The sequence below is a fragment of the Gramella sp. MT6 genome, assembly GCF_019357415.1.
GTDB lineage: Bacteria > Bacteroidota > Bacteroidia > Flavobacteriales > Flavobacteriaceae > Christiangramia.
This window is the reverse complement of the sequence record NZ_CP048410.1, coordinates 736077-751318: the sequence shown is the minus strand read 5'-3', so window position 1 is coordinate 751318 and position 15242 is coordinate 736077. Positions and strand designations below refer to the sequence as shown.

At 39.0% G+C, this 15242-nt stretch carries 17 protein-coding genes; 12 read left to right on the top strand and 5 right to left on the bottom strand.

What is annotated here, in order from left to right; all coding sequences use genetic code 11:
- The first annotated feature begins 24 nt into the window (after positions 1-24).
- The 8 genes from G3I01_RS03470 to G3I01_RS03435 all read left to right on the top strand — a co-directional run bounded on the left by G3I01_RS03470 (position 25) and on the right by G3I01_RS03435 (position 7915).
- Positions 25-1182, top strand: coding sequence for a pyridoxal phosphate-dependent aminotransferase family protein (locus G3I01_RS03470; protein ID WP_219551091.1), 1158 nt, complete (start codon positions 25-27; stop codon positions 1180-1182).
- A complete protein-coding gene (gene bioD, locus G3I01_RS03465; RefSeq protein ID WP_219551089.1) occupies positions 1182-1805 on the top strand; it encodes a dethiobiotin synthase in 624 nt (207 codons plus the stop codon). Before G3I01_RS03470 ends, bioD begins: the two co-directional genes overlap by 1 nt.
- Positions 1793-3082 carry an adenosylmethionine--8-amino-7-oxononanoate transaminase gene (bioA, locus tag G3I01_RS03460; protein WP_219551087.1) on the top strand — a complete coding sequence of 430 codons (1290 nt, stop codon included), beginning with the start codon at positions 1793-1795 and terminating at the stop codon, positions 3080-3082. The genes bioD and bioA overlap by 13 nt, the downstream gene beginning before the upstream one ends.
- A gap of 76 nt (positions 3083-3158) precedes the next feature.
- Positions 3159-3758 (top strand): SET domain-containing protein, encoded by a 600-nt coding sequence (locus tag G3I01_RS03455; RefSeq protein ID WP_219551085.1) that lies wholly within the window; start codon positions 3159-3161, stop codon positions 3756-3758.
- 57 nt (positions 3759-3815) lie between these two features.
- A complete protein-coding gene (locus tag G3I01_RS03450; RefSeq protein ID WP_219551083.1) occupies positions 3816-4964 on the top strand; it encodes a beta-ketoacyl synthase N-terminal-like domain-containing protein in 1149 nt (382 codons plus the stop codon).
- 89 nt (positions 4965-5053) lie between these two features.
- A complete protein-coding gene (gene bioB, locus G3I01_RS03445; RefSeq protein ID WP_219551081.1) occupies positions 5054-6145 on the top strand; it encodes a biotin synthase BioB in 1092 nt (363 codons plus the stop codon).
- A gap of 19 nt (positions 6146-6164) precedes the next feature.
- Positions 6165-7034: a cupin-like domain-containing protein gene (locus G3I01_RS03440; protein ID WP_219551079.1), complete on the top strand. Its 870-nt coding sequence runs from the start codon at positions 6165-6167 to the stop codon at positions 7032-7034.
- Positions 7035-7048: 14 nt separating this feature from the next.
- Positions 7049-7915, top strand: coding sequence for a cupin-like domain-containing protein (locus G3I01_RS03435; RefSeq protein WP_219551077.1), 867 nt, complete (start codon positions 7049-7051; stop codon positions 7913-7915).
- Here G3I01_RS03435 and G3I01_RS03430 read toward each other — a convergent pair.
- From G3I01_RS03430 to G3I01_RS17085, 5 genes are all read right to left on the bottom strand, one after another.
- Positions 7905-8381 (bottom strand): regulatory protein RecX, encoded by a 477-nt coding sequence (locus G3I01_RS03430; RefSeq protein WP_257710712.1) that lies wholly within the window; start codon positions 8379-8381, stop codon positions 7905-7907. The genes G3I01_RS03435 and G3I01_RS03430 overlap by 11 nt on opposite strands.
- Positions 8371-8571, bottom strand: coding sequence for a hypothetical protein (locus tag G3I01_RS03425; RefSeq protein ID WP_219551075.1), 201 nt, complete (start codon positions 8569-8571; stop codon positions 8371-8373). The genes G3I01_RS03430 and G3I01_RS03425 overlap by 11 nt, the downstream gene beginning before the upstream one ends.
- Before the next feature lie 115 nt (positions 8572-8686).
- Positions 8687-9172 (bottom strand): ferritin-like domain-containing protein, encoded by a 486-nt coding sequence (locus G3I01_RS03420; RefSeq protein ID WP_219551073.1) that lies wholly within the window; start codon positions 9170-9172, stop codon positions 8687-8689.
- Between the two features lie 214 nt (positions 9173-9386).
- Positions 9387-10925, bottom strand: a complete 1539-nt coding sequence (locus tag G3I01_RS03415; RefSeq protein ID WP_219552759.1) for an Rne/Rng family ribonuclease — start codon at positions 10923-10925, stop codon at positions 9387-9389.
- A gap of 315 nt (positions 10926-11240) precedes the next feature.
- Positions 11241-11711 (bottom strand): HU family DNA-binding protein, encoded by a 471-nt coding sequence (locus G3I01_RS17085; protein WP_257710711.1) that lies wholly within the window; start codon positions 11709-11711, stop codon positions 11241-11243.
- Here G3I01_RS17085 and mutY point away from each other — a divergent pair.
- The 4 genes from mutY to gldD all read left to right on the top strand — a co-directional run bounded on the left by mutY (position 11673) and on the right by gldD (position 15212).
- A complete protein-coding gene (gene mutY, locus G3I01_RS03405; protein ID WP_219551071.1) occupies positions 11673-12725 on the top strand; it encodes an A/G-specific adenine glycosylase in 1053 nt (350 codons plus the stop codon). The two genes, G3I01_RS17085 and mutY, sit on opposite strands and share 39 nt — an antisense overlap.
- Positions 12726-12834: 109 nt before the next feature.
- The gene (gene ssb / locus G3I01_RS03400; protein ID WP_219551069.1) at positions 12835-13308 is read left to right on the top strand and encodes a single-stranded DNA-binding protein; all 474 of its coding nucleotides are present in this window, start codon (positions 12835-12837) and stop codon (positions 13306-13308) included.
- Between the two features lie 21 nt (positions 13309-13329).
- The gene (locus tag G3I01_RS03395; RefSeq protein ID WP_219551067.1) at positions 13330-14652 is read left to right on the top strand and encodes a gliding motility-associated protein GldE; all 1323 of its coding nucleotides are present in this window, start codon (positions 13330-13332) and stop codon (positions 14650-14652) included.
- Complete coding sequence (gldD, locus tag G3I01_RS03390; protein WP_219551065.1) at positions 14649-15212, top strand: gliding motility lipoprotein GldD; 564 nt, start codon at positions 14649-14651, stop codon at positions 15210-15212. Before G3I01_RS03395 ends, gldD begins: the two co-directional genes overlap by 4 nt.
- The last annotated feature ends 30 nt before the right edge of the window (positions 15213-15242 follow it).

Genomic DNA, 15242 nt, shown 5'->3' with positions numbered 1-15242 from the left:
TAAGTGAATGTTTACTTTTGTAAAATGAAAAAATTACCTTCTAAATTAGAGAAAAGGCTTCAGAGGAGAAAGGAAGAAGATTCTTTTAGGATTTTATTATCATTCCCGGAAGGTGTGGATCTTTTCTCTAATGATTATCTTGGTTACTCCAGATCTAAAGAGATTGCAGAGAATACGGTTAGAATTTTAAAGCAATATGATATTACCAATGGTTCGACCGGCTCAAGACTTCTCTCCGGAAATCATCCTGTTTTTAAGGAAGCTGAGAATCAACTTGCCAGTTTTCATAATACGCAGTCTGCCTTGATCTTCAATTCCGGCTACGATGCCAATATTGGGTTTTTTTCAGCAGTACCTCAAAAGAATGACATCATACTGTACGATGAATATGCTCATGCCTCCATCAGGGATGGTCTCAAAATGAGCCTGGCCCGCAATTACAAATTTCAGCATAATGACCTTCAGGATCTTGAGGAGAAATTGAAGCGTTTTAAAGCTGATTCTTCAGATTCTGAAATTTATATAGTGACCGAATCTGTCTTTTCCATGGATGGCGATTCACCAGACCTTATTCAGCTTTTGGAGATCGCTGAAAAATATGCTGCTCTTGCGGTAATAGACGAAGCTCATGCTACAGGGGTAATTGGTGATCATGGAAAAGGGATGGTTCAGAAATTGCAACTGGAATCAAAGATTTTTGCGCGAATCCATACTTTTGGAAAGGCAATGGGTTGCCACGGTGCGGCAATATTAGGAAGCCGTAATTTGAAAGATTATCTGATCAATTTCAGTCGTAGTTTTATTTATACTACGGCGCTTTCACCACATTCTGTTGCTACGATAAGTTCCGCTTACAGGTTTTTAGAAAAGGATAGTGCTCATTTAAAAAAATTGAAAGAGAATATTCAGTTTTTTAAAACTGAGATCCAAAATAATGGACTTCAGGATATTTTTATAGAAAGCGATTCTGCAATACAGGCCTGCGTTATTTCGGGGAATACTAAAGTTAAGAATGCAGCTGCAGAAATTCAGAAATCCGGGTTCAATGTAAAGCCGATTCTATCCCCAACGGTGCCTTCAGGAAGTGAACGTTTAAGATTTTGTATACATACTTATAATTCATCACATGAAATTTCGCAGGTCTTAAAAGTCTTGGGTAATTTTGTGGCAAATAATATATAATGCCGAATACATTTTTCATTACCGGAATAGGAACTGAAGTTGGGAAGACAGTGGTTGCTGCAATTGTGACCCAGGCCATGGAAGCAGATTACTGGAAACCTGTGCAGGCTGGTGATCTTGACCACTCAGATACGCATAAGATCCAGAAACTGGTAAGCAGCGATAAGACCTATTACCATAAAAATGCCTATGCTCTTAAAACTCCAATGAGTCCGCATGCGGCAGCAGAAATTGATGGGATTAAGATTGAGGTAAAGAAAATGAAAAGGCCCAGGACCGAGAATGACCTTGTGATTGAAGGTGCCGGCGGATTGCTGGTCCCGTTAAATGATAAGGAGACCATAATGGAGCTAATTGCCAAGGAAGATATGGTCGTGCTGGTTTCCAGGCACTACCTGGGCAGCATTAATCATACGCTGCTAAGTATTGAAGCTCTTAAAAGTAGAAGTATCGAAAAGATCGGCGTGATCTTTAGTGGTGATGAACATCCTACTACCGAGGCAGCGATTAGGAAAATAGGAAAGGTGAAAATAATAGGCAGGATAGATGAGGAGCCTTATTTTGATGATATGGTGATAAAAGAATATGCCGAAAAATTCAGAAAGGAATTATGCGAGATCTAGAAGTGAAAACCGAAAGTTTAGCTGAAAGGGACCAGAAACATCTCTGGCACCCCCTTACCCAGCACAAGACCTCTCCAGAAATGTTGCCGGTAACCAAAGCCAAAGGCTGCATACTAACAGATGATCAGGGAAAGGAATACATAGATGCAATTTCTTCATGGTATACCGCCGTTTATGGTCATTGTAATAAATATATCACCGATAAGGTTGCTGCCCAGATGCAGAATCTGGATCAGGTAGTTTTTAGCGGATTCACTCATGAACCTGCGATAAAACTTTCTGAAGCCCTGGTAAAGATACTTCCTGAGGGACAGCAGAAATTATTTTTCAATGATAATGGTTCCACGGCAACAGAGATCGGGATTAAAATGGCGCTGCAGTATCACCATAACCTGGGTAATGATCGCAAGGTGATGCTTGCATTCGAGGAAGGTTTTCACGGGGATACCTTTGGAGCCATGTCGGTTTCAGGACTTTCGGTGTATAATGGCGCATTCGAAGATCATTTTATCAGGGTAGAGAGAATACCGGTGCCAACGGGTAAAAATAATGCGGAAGTCATAGAGCAGTTGAGATCTATTCTTGCTGAAAATAATATTGCCGGATTTATCTATGAGCCCTTAATTCAGGGAGCAGCAGCGATGAAATTTCATGATGCCGAAGGTCTGAATGAAGTACTGAAAGTTTGTCGGGAAAATGATGTGGTTCTTGTTGCCGATGAGGTAATGACCGGATTCGGGAAAACTGGTAGATACTTCGCTTCAGATTATATGGATGAAAAGCCAGATGTGGTTTGTATGTCGAAGGCGCTTACTGCCGGATTGCTGCCAATGGGGCTTACTTCCTGTTCCATGAAGATATACAACGCTTTTTATTCAGACGAAATCGCTAAAGGATTATTCCATGGGCATACATATACCGCAAATCCGCTGGCCTGTGCAGCCGCGCTTGCAGCTGTAGAATTGCTGGTTTCTGAAGAGATGCAGGAGAACATTCAGCGTATCTCCCAGGCGAATCTAGATTTGGTCAATAAATTGTCGCAACATCCAAAGGTCAAAAATGCCAGGTCTAAAGGCGTGATCATGGCTTTTGAGCTGGATATTCAAACCGATCGTTACGGAAGTCTCAGGAACAGGTTATTCAAATTCTTTATGGATAGAGGAGTTTTTCTTAGGCCGCTGGGCAATACCATTTATATAGTTCCGCCTTATGTGATCTCAGAAAATGAGTTGAAAAAGGTTTATGGGGTTATAGAAGATTCACTTTCAGAGTTTTAAAAATAACGTTTTCAGTTAAAATTTTTAGTTTACGGATTTGATTTTTGTCTAATTTAGATAGGCTAATCTGAAAATTATGATACACCCGGATACAAGGTTAAAATGGATCAGTGATAAAAAGGGATTTGGAGTTGTTGCTACCAAAATGATCCCGAAAGGTACTATTACATGGGTTCAGGATGAACTCGATGTGGTATTTGGTCCAGATGAACCGGATACTTTCAAACCACTTACCAGGGAGCTCCTGGAGAAATACAGTTTCCGGAATCAAAAGGGCGAGCATATTTTATGCTGGGATGTTGCCAAATATGTCAATCATAGTTTCAAATCGAATTGTCTTTCCACGGCCTATAATTTCGAAGTAGCAGTGAGAGATATCCAGATAGATGAGGAGCTTACAGACGATTATGGTTATTTGAATCTTTCAGAATCCTTTACTCCAGAAGACGAGGGAACCGAAAGAAAAAGTGTCGAGCCAGATGATACTCTTAAACTTTACAAAGAGTGGGATAGAAAACTGGAGCTTTTATTTCCTGAAATTGAAAAATTAGATCAGCCTTTATTCGAACTTCTTTCTGAAGAGGTGAAATCGGAAATAGAAAAGGTAGCCTGCGGTGACCGGAAAATGCTTTCCACTAAAAACCTCTATTATGAGCCTGAAAAAAGCAGAATTTAGGTTACGAAATTTAGCCAGAACCTAATTGAGCCTTATTTTTGCTGAAAAATTCAGCTTTTGAAAAATCCCGTTTCTATAAGATCTATTGGTAGTATATCTCCACTTGGGATGACGCCAGATGAAATATGGAAAAATTATATATCTGTAGAACATTTCTTTACGAAGTCAGATTTTGATGGTCATTCTGCCTATGCCGGTTTCCTTCCGGAAAAAATAAGAACCGAAGTTGAAGCTTTAAGGGAGCAGAATTCTAAATATCGCTATCTAGATAATTCTGTGCTTTATGCTATTCTGGCTTCCAGGATCGCAACTTCTGGATTTTCCAGAACTAATGCCGGGATAAATATCGGCAGTAGTAGGGGAGCAACAGGCCTTTTTGAGAAATACCATTCAGAATATTTAAATACCGGAAAATCCTCTACCTATACTTCACCCTCGACTACCCTAGGAAATATTTCTTCCTGGGTGGCCCAGGATCTGCAATTGGAAGGACCGGAATTTTCTCATAGTGTTACCTGTTCCACTGGTATGCATTCGGTTCTAAATGCAGTCGCGTGGTTGCAAAGCGGTTTGGCTAATAGTTTTCTCGCAGGAGGTAGTGAAGCTCCGCTTACTGGGTTTACGCTTTCACAGATGAGGGCGATGAAGATCTATGCTTCAGAAGACCTTGATTATCCATGCAGGTCTCTGGATATGGATAAATCCGGAAATACGATGATCTTGAGCGAAGCAGCCGGGATCGTTGGTCTGGAGAATGAAATTTCAGATGAATCTGTCGCGGTGATAAAGGGAATAGGCTATGCCAACGAAAAGTTGAAGCACGGGGCTTCACTATCGAAAAATGGAAAATGTCTGCAAAGATCCATGAAAATGGCCATGCAGTCTATAGGTGAAAAAGAAGTAGACGCGGTAGTGATGCATGCTCCCGGAACTATTGGAGGTGATCTGGCCGAGGTTAATGCGATAAAGAAGGTCTTTACGCAGAAATTACCTGCTATGACCAGTAATAAATGGAAAACAGGTCATAGTTTTGCGGCTTCGGGGATATTGAGCCTGCAAATGGCAGTTATGATGCTTGAAAATCAGCAGTTTCTGCCAGTTCCGTTTTCCGAATTTAAACAGGAACCAGGCAAACTTGAAAATATTCTGGTTAATTCTGTAGGGTTTGGAGGAAATGCAGTTTCCATTCTCGTAGGAAGAAAATAAAAATTGTTAGCTTCCCCGTTTATAAATCTTGGGATAGCATTCCTGAATAAACCTTAGTTTTAGTTATTTTTGAATTCAAATCTTTTTACATGGCATTAAAACACGATTGGACCAAAGAGGAAATCCTGGAAATATATAATAAGCCTTTTATGGAGTTGCTTTATGAAGCGGCTACAATTCACCGTCAGCATCACGACCCTAATACCGTTCAGGTTTCTACCCTGTTGTCTATAAAGACAGGTGGTTGTCCTGAAGATTGCGGTTACTGCCCACAGGCAGCCCGTTATCATACAGACCTTGAAGGAAATGACCTGATGAGCGTGAACCAGGTAAAGGCGCAGGCTCTAAGAGCAAAAGCTTCTGGAAGTTCCCGGGTTTGTATGGGAGCAGCCTGGAGAAATGTGAAAGATGGTGAGGAATTCGATAATGTGCTGGAGATGGTAAGAACCATCAATAAGTTGGATATGGAAGTTTGCTGTACCCTGGGAATGCTTACCGAGAATCAGGCGCAGCGTTTAGCCGAAGCCGGACTTTATGCTTACAACCATAACCTGGATTCATCTGAAGAATATTATAAAGAGGTGATTTCTACCCGTGGATACCAGGACAGGCTTGATACTATTGGAAATGTTCGAAAAACCAATGTTACCGTTTGTAGTGGTGGAATTATTGGAATGGGAGAAAGTGAGGCAGACCGTGCAGGAATGCTGGTAGCGCTTTCAACTCTTAATCCGCAGCCAGAATCTGTACCTATCAATGCATTGGTTCCAGTTGAAGGAACACCTTTAGAAGAGCAAAAGCCGGTACCGATCTGGGATATGATAAGAATGGTGGCAACAACACGTATCGTGATGCCAGAGACCCAGGTGAGACTTTCAGCAGGAAGAACTCAAATGAGTAGAGAAGGACAGGCAATGTGTTTCTTTGCCGGAGCAAATTCAATATTTGCGGGAGATAAGTTGCTTACAACTCCAAATCCAGATGTAAACGAGGATATGGAAATGTTCAAAATGCTTGGTCTTAATCCGCAGAAAGCTTTTGAAAAGAAATCTCAGCCTGAAAGCGTTGATGCTAAAAACTCACAATTTAAAAGCCAGGGAGAAAAACCAAAATGGACCCGTCCTGCTCATAAGATTGATAGAAATCTTGAAGCCCAGCTAAAAGCAAAAACAAAAGCATAGCTTTTTAATCCATAGAATTTTGAAACTCGATCTTCAAAATATTCCCAGAAGAAAGAATCTTTCTAAAGAAGATTTTTTGAAGGAGTATTTTATACCAAAGAAACCGGTAGTTATTGAAGATCTTACCAACAACTGGCCTGCCTTTAAGAAATGGAGTTTTGAATACTTCAGGGAAAAGGCAGGCGAGGTAGTGGTGCCATTATACGACGGGAAACCTGCGAAAGGCAGACAAAACTCTCATGGAGTTGCTAAGAAAATCCCTTTTAAGGAATATATCGATATTCTTGAGCAGGGTCCCACAGACCTTAGAATGTTCTTTTTCAACCTGCTTCAGAACTGTCCAGGATTACTGGAAGATTTTGAATATCCAGATCTGGGAGTGAAGTTCTTTAAAAAACTTCCCGTGCTTTTTGTAGGTGGTGAGGGTTCTAAAGTGGTGATGCATTATGACATGGATCTCGCCAATAATTTTCATTTCAATTTTGTTGGCGAAAAGAAGGTCATTCTATATCCACCAGATCAAACAGGGCTAATTTATAAGGTACCATATTCTATTGTGAGCATGGAGATCATAGATATGGATAACCCCGATCTTGATAAATATCCGGCCTTAGCCAAGGCGAAAGGATTCGAAACGAGGCTTAAGCATGGTGATGCGCTTTATATTCCGAGCCATTGGTGGCACTTTATAAAATATGAGACGGCAAGCCTGTCTATGACTCTTAGGTCGCTTCCGAAATCTCCAAAGCAGATCGCAGAAGTTCTCAATAATCTTTTGTTTATGCGTAATTATGATAATTTGATGCGTAAATTGAAGGGGCAGAAGTGGATAGATCGTAAGAATGAAATTGCAATAAAAAAGACACATAAGAACGCCGGAATAGAATAAAGAAGCACGCACGCATGAAACTGGAACAAATACCTAGGGTAGAAAGTATCACCAAATCAGATTTTCTGAGAGAATACGTGCAGCCACAAAAACCGGTAGTGATCGAGAGACTGATCGAGGACTGGCCGGCATATAAGAAGTGGGGTCTTGACTATATCAAGAAAATTGCCGGCGACAAGACCGTTCCTTTATACGACGACAGGCCTATAACTTCTGAATATAAGTTCAACCAGGCGCATGCCGAGATGAAGATGTCTGAATATATAGACTTGTTAAAATCTGGTCCCACAGATTATCGCATTTTTCTTTACAATCTTATGAAGGAGGTTCCGCAGTTTCAAAAAGATTTCAATTTTCCTGATGTTGGATTAAGATTTTTAAAACAATTGCCAATGTTGTTCTTTGGGGGAGAGAATTCCAGGGTCTTTATGCATTATGATATAGATTATGCGAATATTCTTCATTTTCATTTCCACGGGAAAAAGCAGTGTATCCTATTTCCACCTTCGGAAAGTAAGCATTTATACAAGGTGCCACATGCCCTGATATCGAGGGAGGATATTAATTTCAATAAGCCCGATTACGAAAAGTTCCCCGCCTTAAAACTTGCTAAAGGGTATATTACAGACTTAAATCATGGTGAGACTTTGTATATGCCTGAAGGTTACTGGCATCATATGACCTATCTAACAGCCGGGTTTTCCATGAGCCTAAGAGCTACACCTAGAACTCTAACCAATTTCTCTAAAGCAGTTTACAACATAATCTTTATGAGGTATTTTGATAACTATATGAGAAAATTGAGAGGGCAGAAATGGATAGATTATAAGAATGAGCAAGCGATAAAACGTACGCATAAAAAGAATGATATTAGTCTATAATATCATTTATGCAATCGAATACCAGTTGGGATTCATAACCTTTTCTCAATAGATGATCTGCCAGTTTTTTCTTCTTTTTAAAGGAATTGGGTTCAGTTATCTTCTCTTTTTTCTTCTCAGCCAGTTCATAGAGGGTTTTTCTATAATCTGATTCTTTTATTTCGGTTAAGCCAAGTTTGATGATGGGAGATGATATCTCTCTCTTTTTAAGTTCCTGGGTTATCTTTATTCGGCCCCATTTCTTGATTCTGAATTTCCCCCGAACAAAGCTCCTTGCAAAACGTTCCTCATTGAGAAAATTTTCCTGCATAAGTGATATGATGATCTTTTCCTTGGCCTCTGGGATCATTCGCAAATTATCCAGTTTATCCTCTACTTCCTTCTGGGACCGGTCACGATAAGCACAGAAGTGCATCAATTTTTGAAGAGCTTCTTCAACGGTATGTGATTTATTTTTATTCTCCACGGCCTGAAAGGAATTTTTTCAGATTAATAATTAGAAAGATAAGCATGAACAGCGCCCAGAATGCGAAACAAACAACCTCTGCGGCAACTATATAATAGGTGTCATAGAAGTTAAAGCTAACAGTTTCCCCGTAAAAGGCAAATCCAAGAATTAATGTGATTATACTTACAAAGGTTGAGTACTTTCTCATGTTCCAAATATAGAAGTTTGAAGTTTATCTGGAATCTTTGAATATATTGCTGTTACTTAATTTGAATAAAAAAAGCCTTCCCAGAGGAAAGGCTTTTGTAGTTTACTGTTCAGTTTTATTTTTTTGCCTTTTTATTCAGGCGACCTTCGGCAAGTTTATCCAATTTGTTATCGGCATCATATTCTTCATCCAGGGTTATCTGAAGTTTTTTAGCGATTTCCTTATGACCTAATTCTTTGGCATATCGCACCACGGTACCGTATCCCGAAATTTCGTAATGCTCTACTCTTTGAGCATCGGCTATTAATCCTGCGTCTCTAACTTCTTCTGAAGCGTCTTCCTTTAAAAAGTCTTCAGCTTCTTCAATAAGCCCTTTCATTGCCTTGCAGGTTTCGCCAGATGGACTAATATTTAGTTCCTTACAAATGACCTCAAGACGACTTTTGTGCTCTTTGGTTTCTTCTAAATGAGACTCCAATGCTTCTTTAAGTTTCTCGTCATTGGCGTGTTTTGCCATTTTGGGAAGAGCTTTAGTTAGCTGACTTTCGGCACTGTAAAGATCTTTAAGCTGATGCTCGAACAAATCTTTTAAATCTTTCATGATTCTATATTTATTGGTTAATAAGTTATAAATCTAATCCTGAAAGCCAGTTGCTTAAGTTAAAACACTACTAAAGATTTGTTGCTTTATTACTAAATGTTGGCAGGTCTAATCGATAGAGTTATAATAAAAGGGGAAATGAGTTAAAGCATGAGAAATCTTTTGATTTAGGGTATAAAAAAACGCCTTCCAATTGCTTGAAAGGCGTTTTTCATTATTTGATCACTTTCCCGTCTTTATCGTGAAAGTGGTACTCTAAATACGTGTAAGCATCGCGAGGTAAAATTTTCACCCAACGTTTGTGGTCAACAAACCACTTAGATCGGGGAGATGGAAAGCCTTTCGTTAAAAAGGCTGCAATAAATGGATGTGCGCTAAGCGTGATCTTTTTATGGTCTTTCTTGATCAGTTTTTCAAGGTCCACTTTAATTTTGTTTACCAAACTAATAGGTGCTTCAATTTCACCGTTACCGTTCGGGTTTTCCTCACGGGTTTTGATATTCATTTCTGGCCTTACGCGCTGTCTCGTAATTTGTACTAATCCAAATTTACTTGGAGGCAAAATTTTGTGTTTTGCCCTGTCGTCACTCATTTCATTTCTAAGGTGATCATAAAGCGCTTTTCGGTTCTCGGCTTTATTCATGTCGATAAAATCTACCACGATGATTCCTCCCATGTCACGAAGTCGTAACTGGCGGGCTATCTCGGTAGCACTTATCATATTTACCTCTAGTGCGGTATCTTCCTGGTTTTTGGATTTGTTGGAACGGTTACCGCTATTCACGTCGATGACGTGCATAGCCTCGGTATGTTCTATTACCAGGTAGGCGCCTTTACTCATGGAAACGGTGCGCCCAAAGGAAGTTTTAATTTGTCTTTCGATACCACTCTTTTCGAAAATGGGTTGGTTGGATTGATGCAATTTTACGATTGATTCTTTTTCTGGAGCAATTTCGCTCACATAATCTTTGATTTGGGTATAAAGCGTTTCATCATCTACGCAAATAGAAGTAAAGGAGTCATTAAAAATGTCTCTTAGCAGGGACGAGGCCCTGTTCAATTCTCCCAGTACTTTAGAAGGATGATGCGGTTTATACAATTTTTTACACATGGCTGTCCAGCGACCTACTAAATTTTGGAGATCTCTGTCCAGTTCTGCTACTTTTTTGCCTTCGGCTACAGTTCTTACAATAACCCCAAAACCTTTGGGTTTAATGCTTTTTACCAGTCTCTTTAGGCGTTCCTTTTCGTCTTTGCTTTCAATTTTCTGTGAAACTGAAATTCGGTTTGAAAAAGGTACTAATACAATATAACGGCCGGGTAAGGAAAGCTCTGAGCTTATCCTCGGGCCTTTTGTAGAGATGGGCTCTTTTACTATTTGAACCAGTAGCGACTGATTTGATTTTAAGACATCGGTAATCGTACCGTTTTTGTCTATATCCTTTTCAAAAGTAAAATTCTTTAAAGAATAGTCTTTTAATTTACCTGTGCTTACACGTTTTATGAACTTCAATAAAGAAGAAACCTGTGGTCCCAGATCATGATAGTGTAAAAAACCATCTTTCTCATAGCCTACATTTACAAATGCGGCATTTAACCCAGGTACAGCTTTTCTAATCTTAGCGATATAAATATCGCCAACATTAAATTTATTGCTGTCTTCTTCTTTGTTGAGCTCAATAAGTTTTCCATCTTTTAATAAGGCAAAATCTACAGCAGAAGGTTCGGACCGGATAATTAATTCTTTGTCCACACTTCCAGATTTTTTATCCATATCTGTTGTTAAACAAACATAGATGGATTAAACATTATTTTTTTCACAGGTTTTGAATCCTGAAGAAACCTCAACGACATAGGTAATGTGTCGGGGGTTTCGATTTCAAAGAACGATTTAAATAAAAAAAGTAGTTGTCACACTACTTTTTCTTGTGGCGATTAGCTCTTCTTCTCTTCTTACGCTTGTGCGTAGCCACCTTATGTCTTTTTCTTTTCTTACCACTTGGCATAGTGCAATGTCATTTAAATTAATAAAAAATTCTTTTGAGCTCCCGCAAAGCGGGAGGATCAATTATTTTACTTCAACATTCGTTTTTACACCTTCAACAAAAATCTTCGCAGGCTTAAATGCAGGAATGTTGTGTGCAGGAATCTTAATAGTAGTGTTCTTAGAAATGTTTCTACCGGTTTTCTCAGCTCTTGTTTTTACAACAAAACTTCCAAAACCACGAAGGTAAACGTTATCTCCGCTTTCTAGAGAAGTTTTTACTTCGTCCATGAAGGATTCGATAGTAGCTTGTACGTCTCCTTTTTCCATTCCTAATTTTTCTGAAATGTTTGCTACGATATCTGCTTTCGTCATTTTCGTGCTATTTAAAATTATTAATTGGGGTTTCAATTTTTCAAGGGGGCAAATATAAGAATTAAATCTGCAATATTTCAAACCTAATTCACTAATAATAACGGAATAAACTCCTATTATTGCGGATATTCTTATTTTACTATGGTTTTTTCCAAAAGACTGACACTTTGGTACTTGCATAATAAACGAGATCTGCCATGGAGAAAGACTCACGAACCGTACCAAATTTGGCTCAGCGAAATAATGTTACAACAAACGCGAATAGAGCAGGGCTTACCTTATTATTATAAATTTATTGAAGCCTATCCAACCGTATTTGACCTTGCAAATGCTCCCGCAGATGAGGTGTTAAAACTCTGGCAGGGATTAGGTTATTATTCCAGGGCTAGAAACCTGCATGAAACTGCAAAATATGTGGCTTTTGAACTGGACGGAAAATTTCCCGATACATATAAAGGACTGCTAAAACTAAAAGGAGTTGGCGATTATACCGCCAGCGCCATTGCTTCTATTTGTTATAATGAACCAGTTGCGGTAGTTGATGGAAATGTATATCGTGTTCTTTCAAGGATTTTTGGAATAGATACTCCTATTAATAGTACACCAGGTATTAAGGAGTTCAAAGCTCTAGCCCAGGAATTACTGGATAAGAAAGATCCAGCTACTTTTAATCAGGCGATCATGGAATTTGGTGCGCTGCATTGCAAGCCTCAGAATCCATATTGTGATACCTGTCCTTTTAATGAGAAATGCCTGGCCTTAAAGGATAATCGTATTAAAGAACTTCCAGTAAAACTGAAGAAAACCAAAGTGAAGAATCGTTATTTTAATTACCTGGTCTTTGATCTGGATAATGAAAAAACTATTCTTGAACAGCGTACCGGAAAAGGCATCTGGAATGGATTATATCAGTTCCCGCTTATTGAAACAGAAAAATTAAGTTCAGAAAATGAGCTGATAAAGCTCGATCCTTTTAAGGAATTAATATCTGATCAGCACTATTCCCTGGAACTGTATAATGAAGAGCCGGTGGTGCATAAGTTGTCGCATCAACATTTATATACCAGGTTCTGGTTGGTTAATGCCCAGGGTCTTGAGGAAAGGTCTGTTAGTCTGGAAGAGGTGATGAACTATCCTGTTCCAGTGCTTATAGGAAATTTTCTGAATGAATATCTTCCAGATGATTATAAATAGCTGCTTGTTTATATCTTTGCCCGTTTTTGCATATTCAGCTGAAAATTTTTAGTATTTTAGAATAAATTTTAATCCAAATAACCGTTTTTCGGTATAAAGAAATATAGTAATGACAGGTACATTGAACAAAGTAATGTTAATAGGACATACAGGAGATGATGTTAAAATGCATTATTTTGAAGGAGGCGGCTCTATTGGTCGTTTCCCCCTTGCTACTAATGAAAGTTACACCAACAGGACTACTGGTGAACGAGTAACCAGTACCGAATGGCATAATGTTGTAGTAAGAAATAAAGCTGCCGAGATTTGCGAGAAATATTTGAAAAAGGGTGATAAAGTCTATATAGAAGGGCGTATTAAAACCCGTAAATGGCAGGATGATCAGGGAAATGAAAGGTATTCAACAGAAATTCACTGTACAGATTTCACCTTTTTAACTCCAAAGAATGAATCTGGAGCTGAGCCATCTGGTGGTAAAACTCAGATGCAAGATAAGCAGCCTGCTAAACCTAAAAGTGATAGCTTTGCAAATAAGAATGAGTCTTATTCTCAGGAAGAAGAGGAAGACGATTTACCATTCTAAGTTTAATTAAAATTTGTGCCTTTGGATTCGGAGCCTCCCAGTTTGCTTTTGTTGTGGACCATAATGGGAATTCCCCAACTTATCAGCTTGATATTTTTATTTGTGCTATTATTATGTTCTGCCCTGATCTCGGGTGCAGAAGTAGCTTTCTTTTCTCTAACTCCGGCTAATTTTATTACCGAAGACGGGAAGAGATCCAAAACACAAAATATAGTAATCAATCTTCTTGAAAAGCCGAAAAAACTTCTGGCTACAATACTGGTAGCTAACAACTTTATAAACATTGCTATCGTGCTTTTATTCGATAGTCTTGCAGATGATCTGTTCGCCGGAATGAATACCGAATTCTACGGAATAGACCTTCGATTCTTATTTGAAGTTGGATTGGTAACATTCCTTATACTTTTATTCGGGGAGATCCTGCCTAAGGTCTACGCCAGCAGGAATAAAGTACAGTTCTCTAATTTTATGGCCTATCCCATAAATGTGCTTGACACTGTGTTTTCTCCATTAAGTACACCCATGCGCGCGGTCACGCTATACTTTCATGAAAAGTTTGGAAAACAGAGGTCTTTTATAAGTATAGATCACCTTTCCCAGGCCCTCGAACTTACAAGTGATGAGGATACTACACGTGAAGAGCATAAGATCCTGCAGGGAATTGTGAGTTTTGGAAATACAGATACCAAACAGGTGATGAGGCCTAGAATGGATATTTTTGCCTTGAACGAGGAAAGTTCTTTCGCTGATATTTTTCCGCAGATTATTGAAAATGGATATTCCAGAATACCTGTTTACAAGGAGAATGTGGATAATGTTACCGGAATTCTTTATATCAAGGATCTTCTCCCTTATCTCAATGAAAAGGATTTTGAATGGACCAGATTAATCCGGGAGCCATATTTTGTTCCGGAAAACAAGAAGCTGGATGATCTTTTGAATGAGTTCAAGGACAAGAAAAACCACCTGGCTATCGTTGTAGATGAATATGGAGGTACCAGTGGATTGATTTCCCTTGAGGATATTATTGAAGAGATCGTGGGAGATATTAGTGATGAGTTCGATGATGAGGATCTTATCTATTCTAAGTTGGACGAGAACAATTTTGTTTTTGAAGGAAAAACCCCTCTAAAGGACTTTTATAAGATCGCGAAGATCGAGGATCCAACAGTCTTTGAAGATCAAAAGGGAGAAGCCGATACCATGGCTGGTTTTCTGCTGGAGATCTCCGGTGGATTTCCAAAGAAGAACGACGTGATAACTTTCCTTAACTACTCTTTTAAGGTGGAGGTGATAGATGATAAGCGGATCAAGCAAATTAAACTGAGTATACAGCCGATATGAGATTGATTTTGGCCATTTTAGTCATAGCCTTTTTATGTGTTTCGTGTAAGGATGATCCTAAACCTAAACCAAAAGGTTTTCTTGCCTTGGAATATCCTGAAGCAAAGTATGAAAGGATAAATATTGGTTGTCCATATAGTTTTGAAAAGAATGGCATCGCCGAGATCTCTCCCTCTAGAAACCGAATACCCTGTTGGATCCAGCTCGACTATGATGAAATGAATGGATCGATCTTCATTACTTATCAGCCGGTAAAAAATAATCTCGATTCTTTACTTACAGACGCCCAGAAGTTACCGCTTCAGCATACGATTAAAGCAGACGTAATAGAGGGTGATGTATATACAAATGACTTCAATGAAACCTATGGGATGTTCTACGAGGTGGATGGCAATGCAGCTTCTCAGGCCCAGTTTTACTTAACAGACAGTACAGATCATTTCCTAACCGGCTCTGTCTATTTCGAAAGCCTTCCTAATTTTGATTCCATTGTTCCAGCGGCAGAATATCTTAAAAAGGATATTCGGCATTTAATGGAAAGTTTAAAATGGAATTATTAACAAGTCGTGTTTGTAAAATCTTCAATAAAC

Coding starts and splice junctions, on each gene's coding strand:
- G3I01_RS03425 (WP_219551075.1), bottom strand. CDS start 8,571: ATGAGAAAGTACTCAACCTTTGTAAGTATAATCACATTAATTCTTGGA.
- G3I01_RS03435 (WP_219551077.1), top strand. CDS start 7,049: ATGAAACTGGAACAAATACCTAGGGTAGAAAGTATCACCAAATCAGAT.
- ssb (WP_219551069.1), top strand. CDS start 12,835: ATGACAGGTACATTGAACAAAGTAATGTTAATAGGACATACAGGAGAT.
- G3I01_RS17085 (WP_257710711.1), bottom strand. CDS start 11,711: ATGCAAGTACCAAAGTGTCAGTCTTTTGGAAAAAACCATAGTAAAATA.
- bioB (WP_219551081.1), top strand. CDS start 5,054: ATGGCATTAAAACACGATTGGACCAAAGAGGAAATCCTGGAAATATAT.
- G3I01_RS03470 (WP_219551091.1), top strand. CDS start 25: ATGAAAAAATTACCTTCTAAATTAGAGAAAAGGCTTCAGAGGAGAAAG.
- gldD (WP_219551065.1), top strand. CDS start 14,649: ATGAGATTGATTTTGGCCATTTTAGTCATAGCCTTTTTATGTGTTTCG.
- mutY (WP_219551071.1), top strand. CDS start 11,673: ATGGTTTTTTCCAAAAGACTGACACTTTGGTACTTGCATAATAAACGA.
- G3I01_RS03420 (WP_219551073.1), bottom strand. CDS start 9,172: ATGAAAGATTTAAAAGATTTGTTCGAGCATCAGCTTAAAGATCTTTAC.
- bioA (WP_219551087.1), top strand. CDS start 1,793: ATGCGAGATCTAGAAGTGAAAACCGAAAGTTTAGCTGAAAGGGACCAG.
- G3I01_RS03455 (WP_219551085.1), top strand. CDS start 3,159: ATGATACACCCGGATACAAGGTTAAAATGGATCAGTGATAAAAAGGGA.
- bioD (WP_219551089.1), top strand. CDS start 1,182: ATGCCGAATACATTTTTCATTACCGGAATAGGAACTGAAGTTGGGAAG.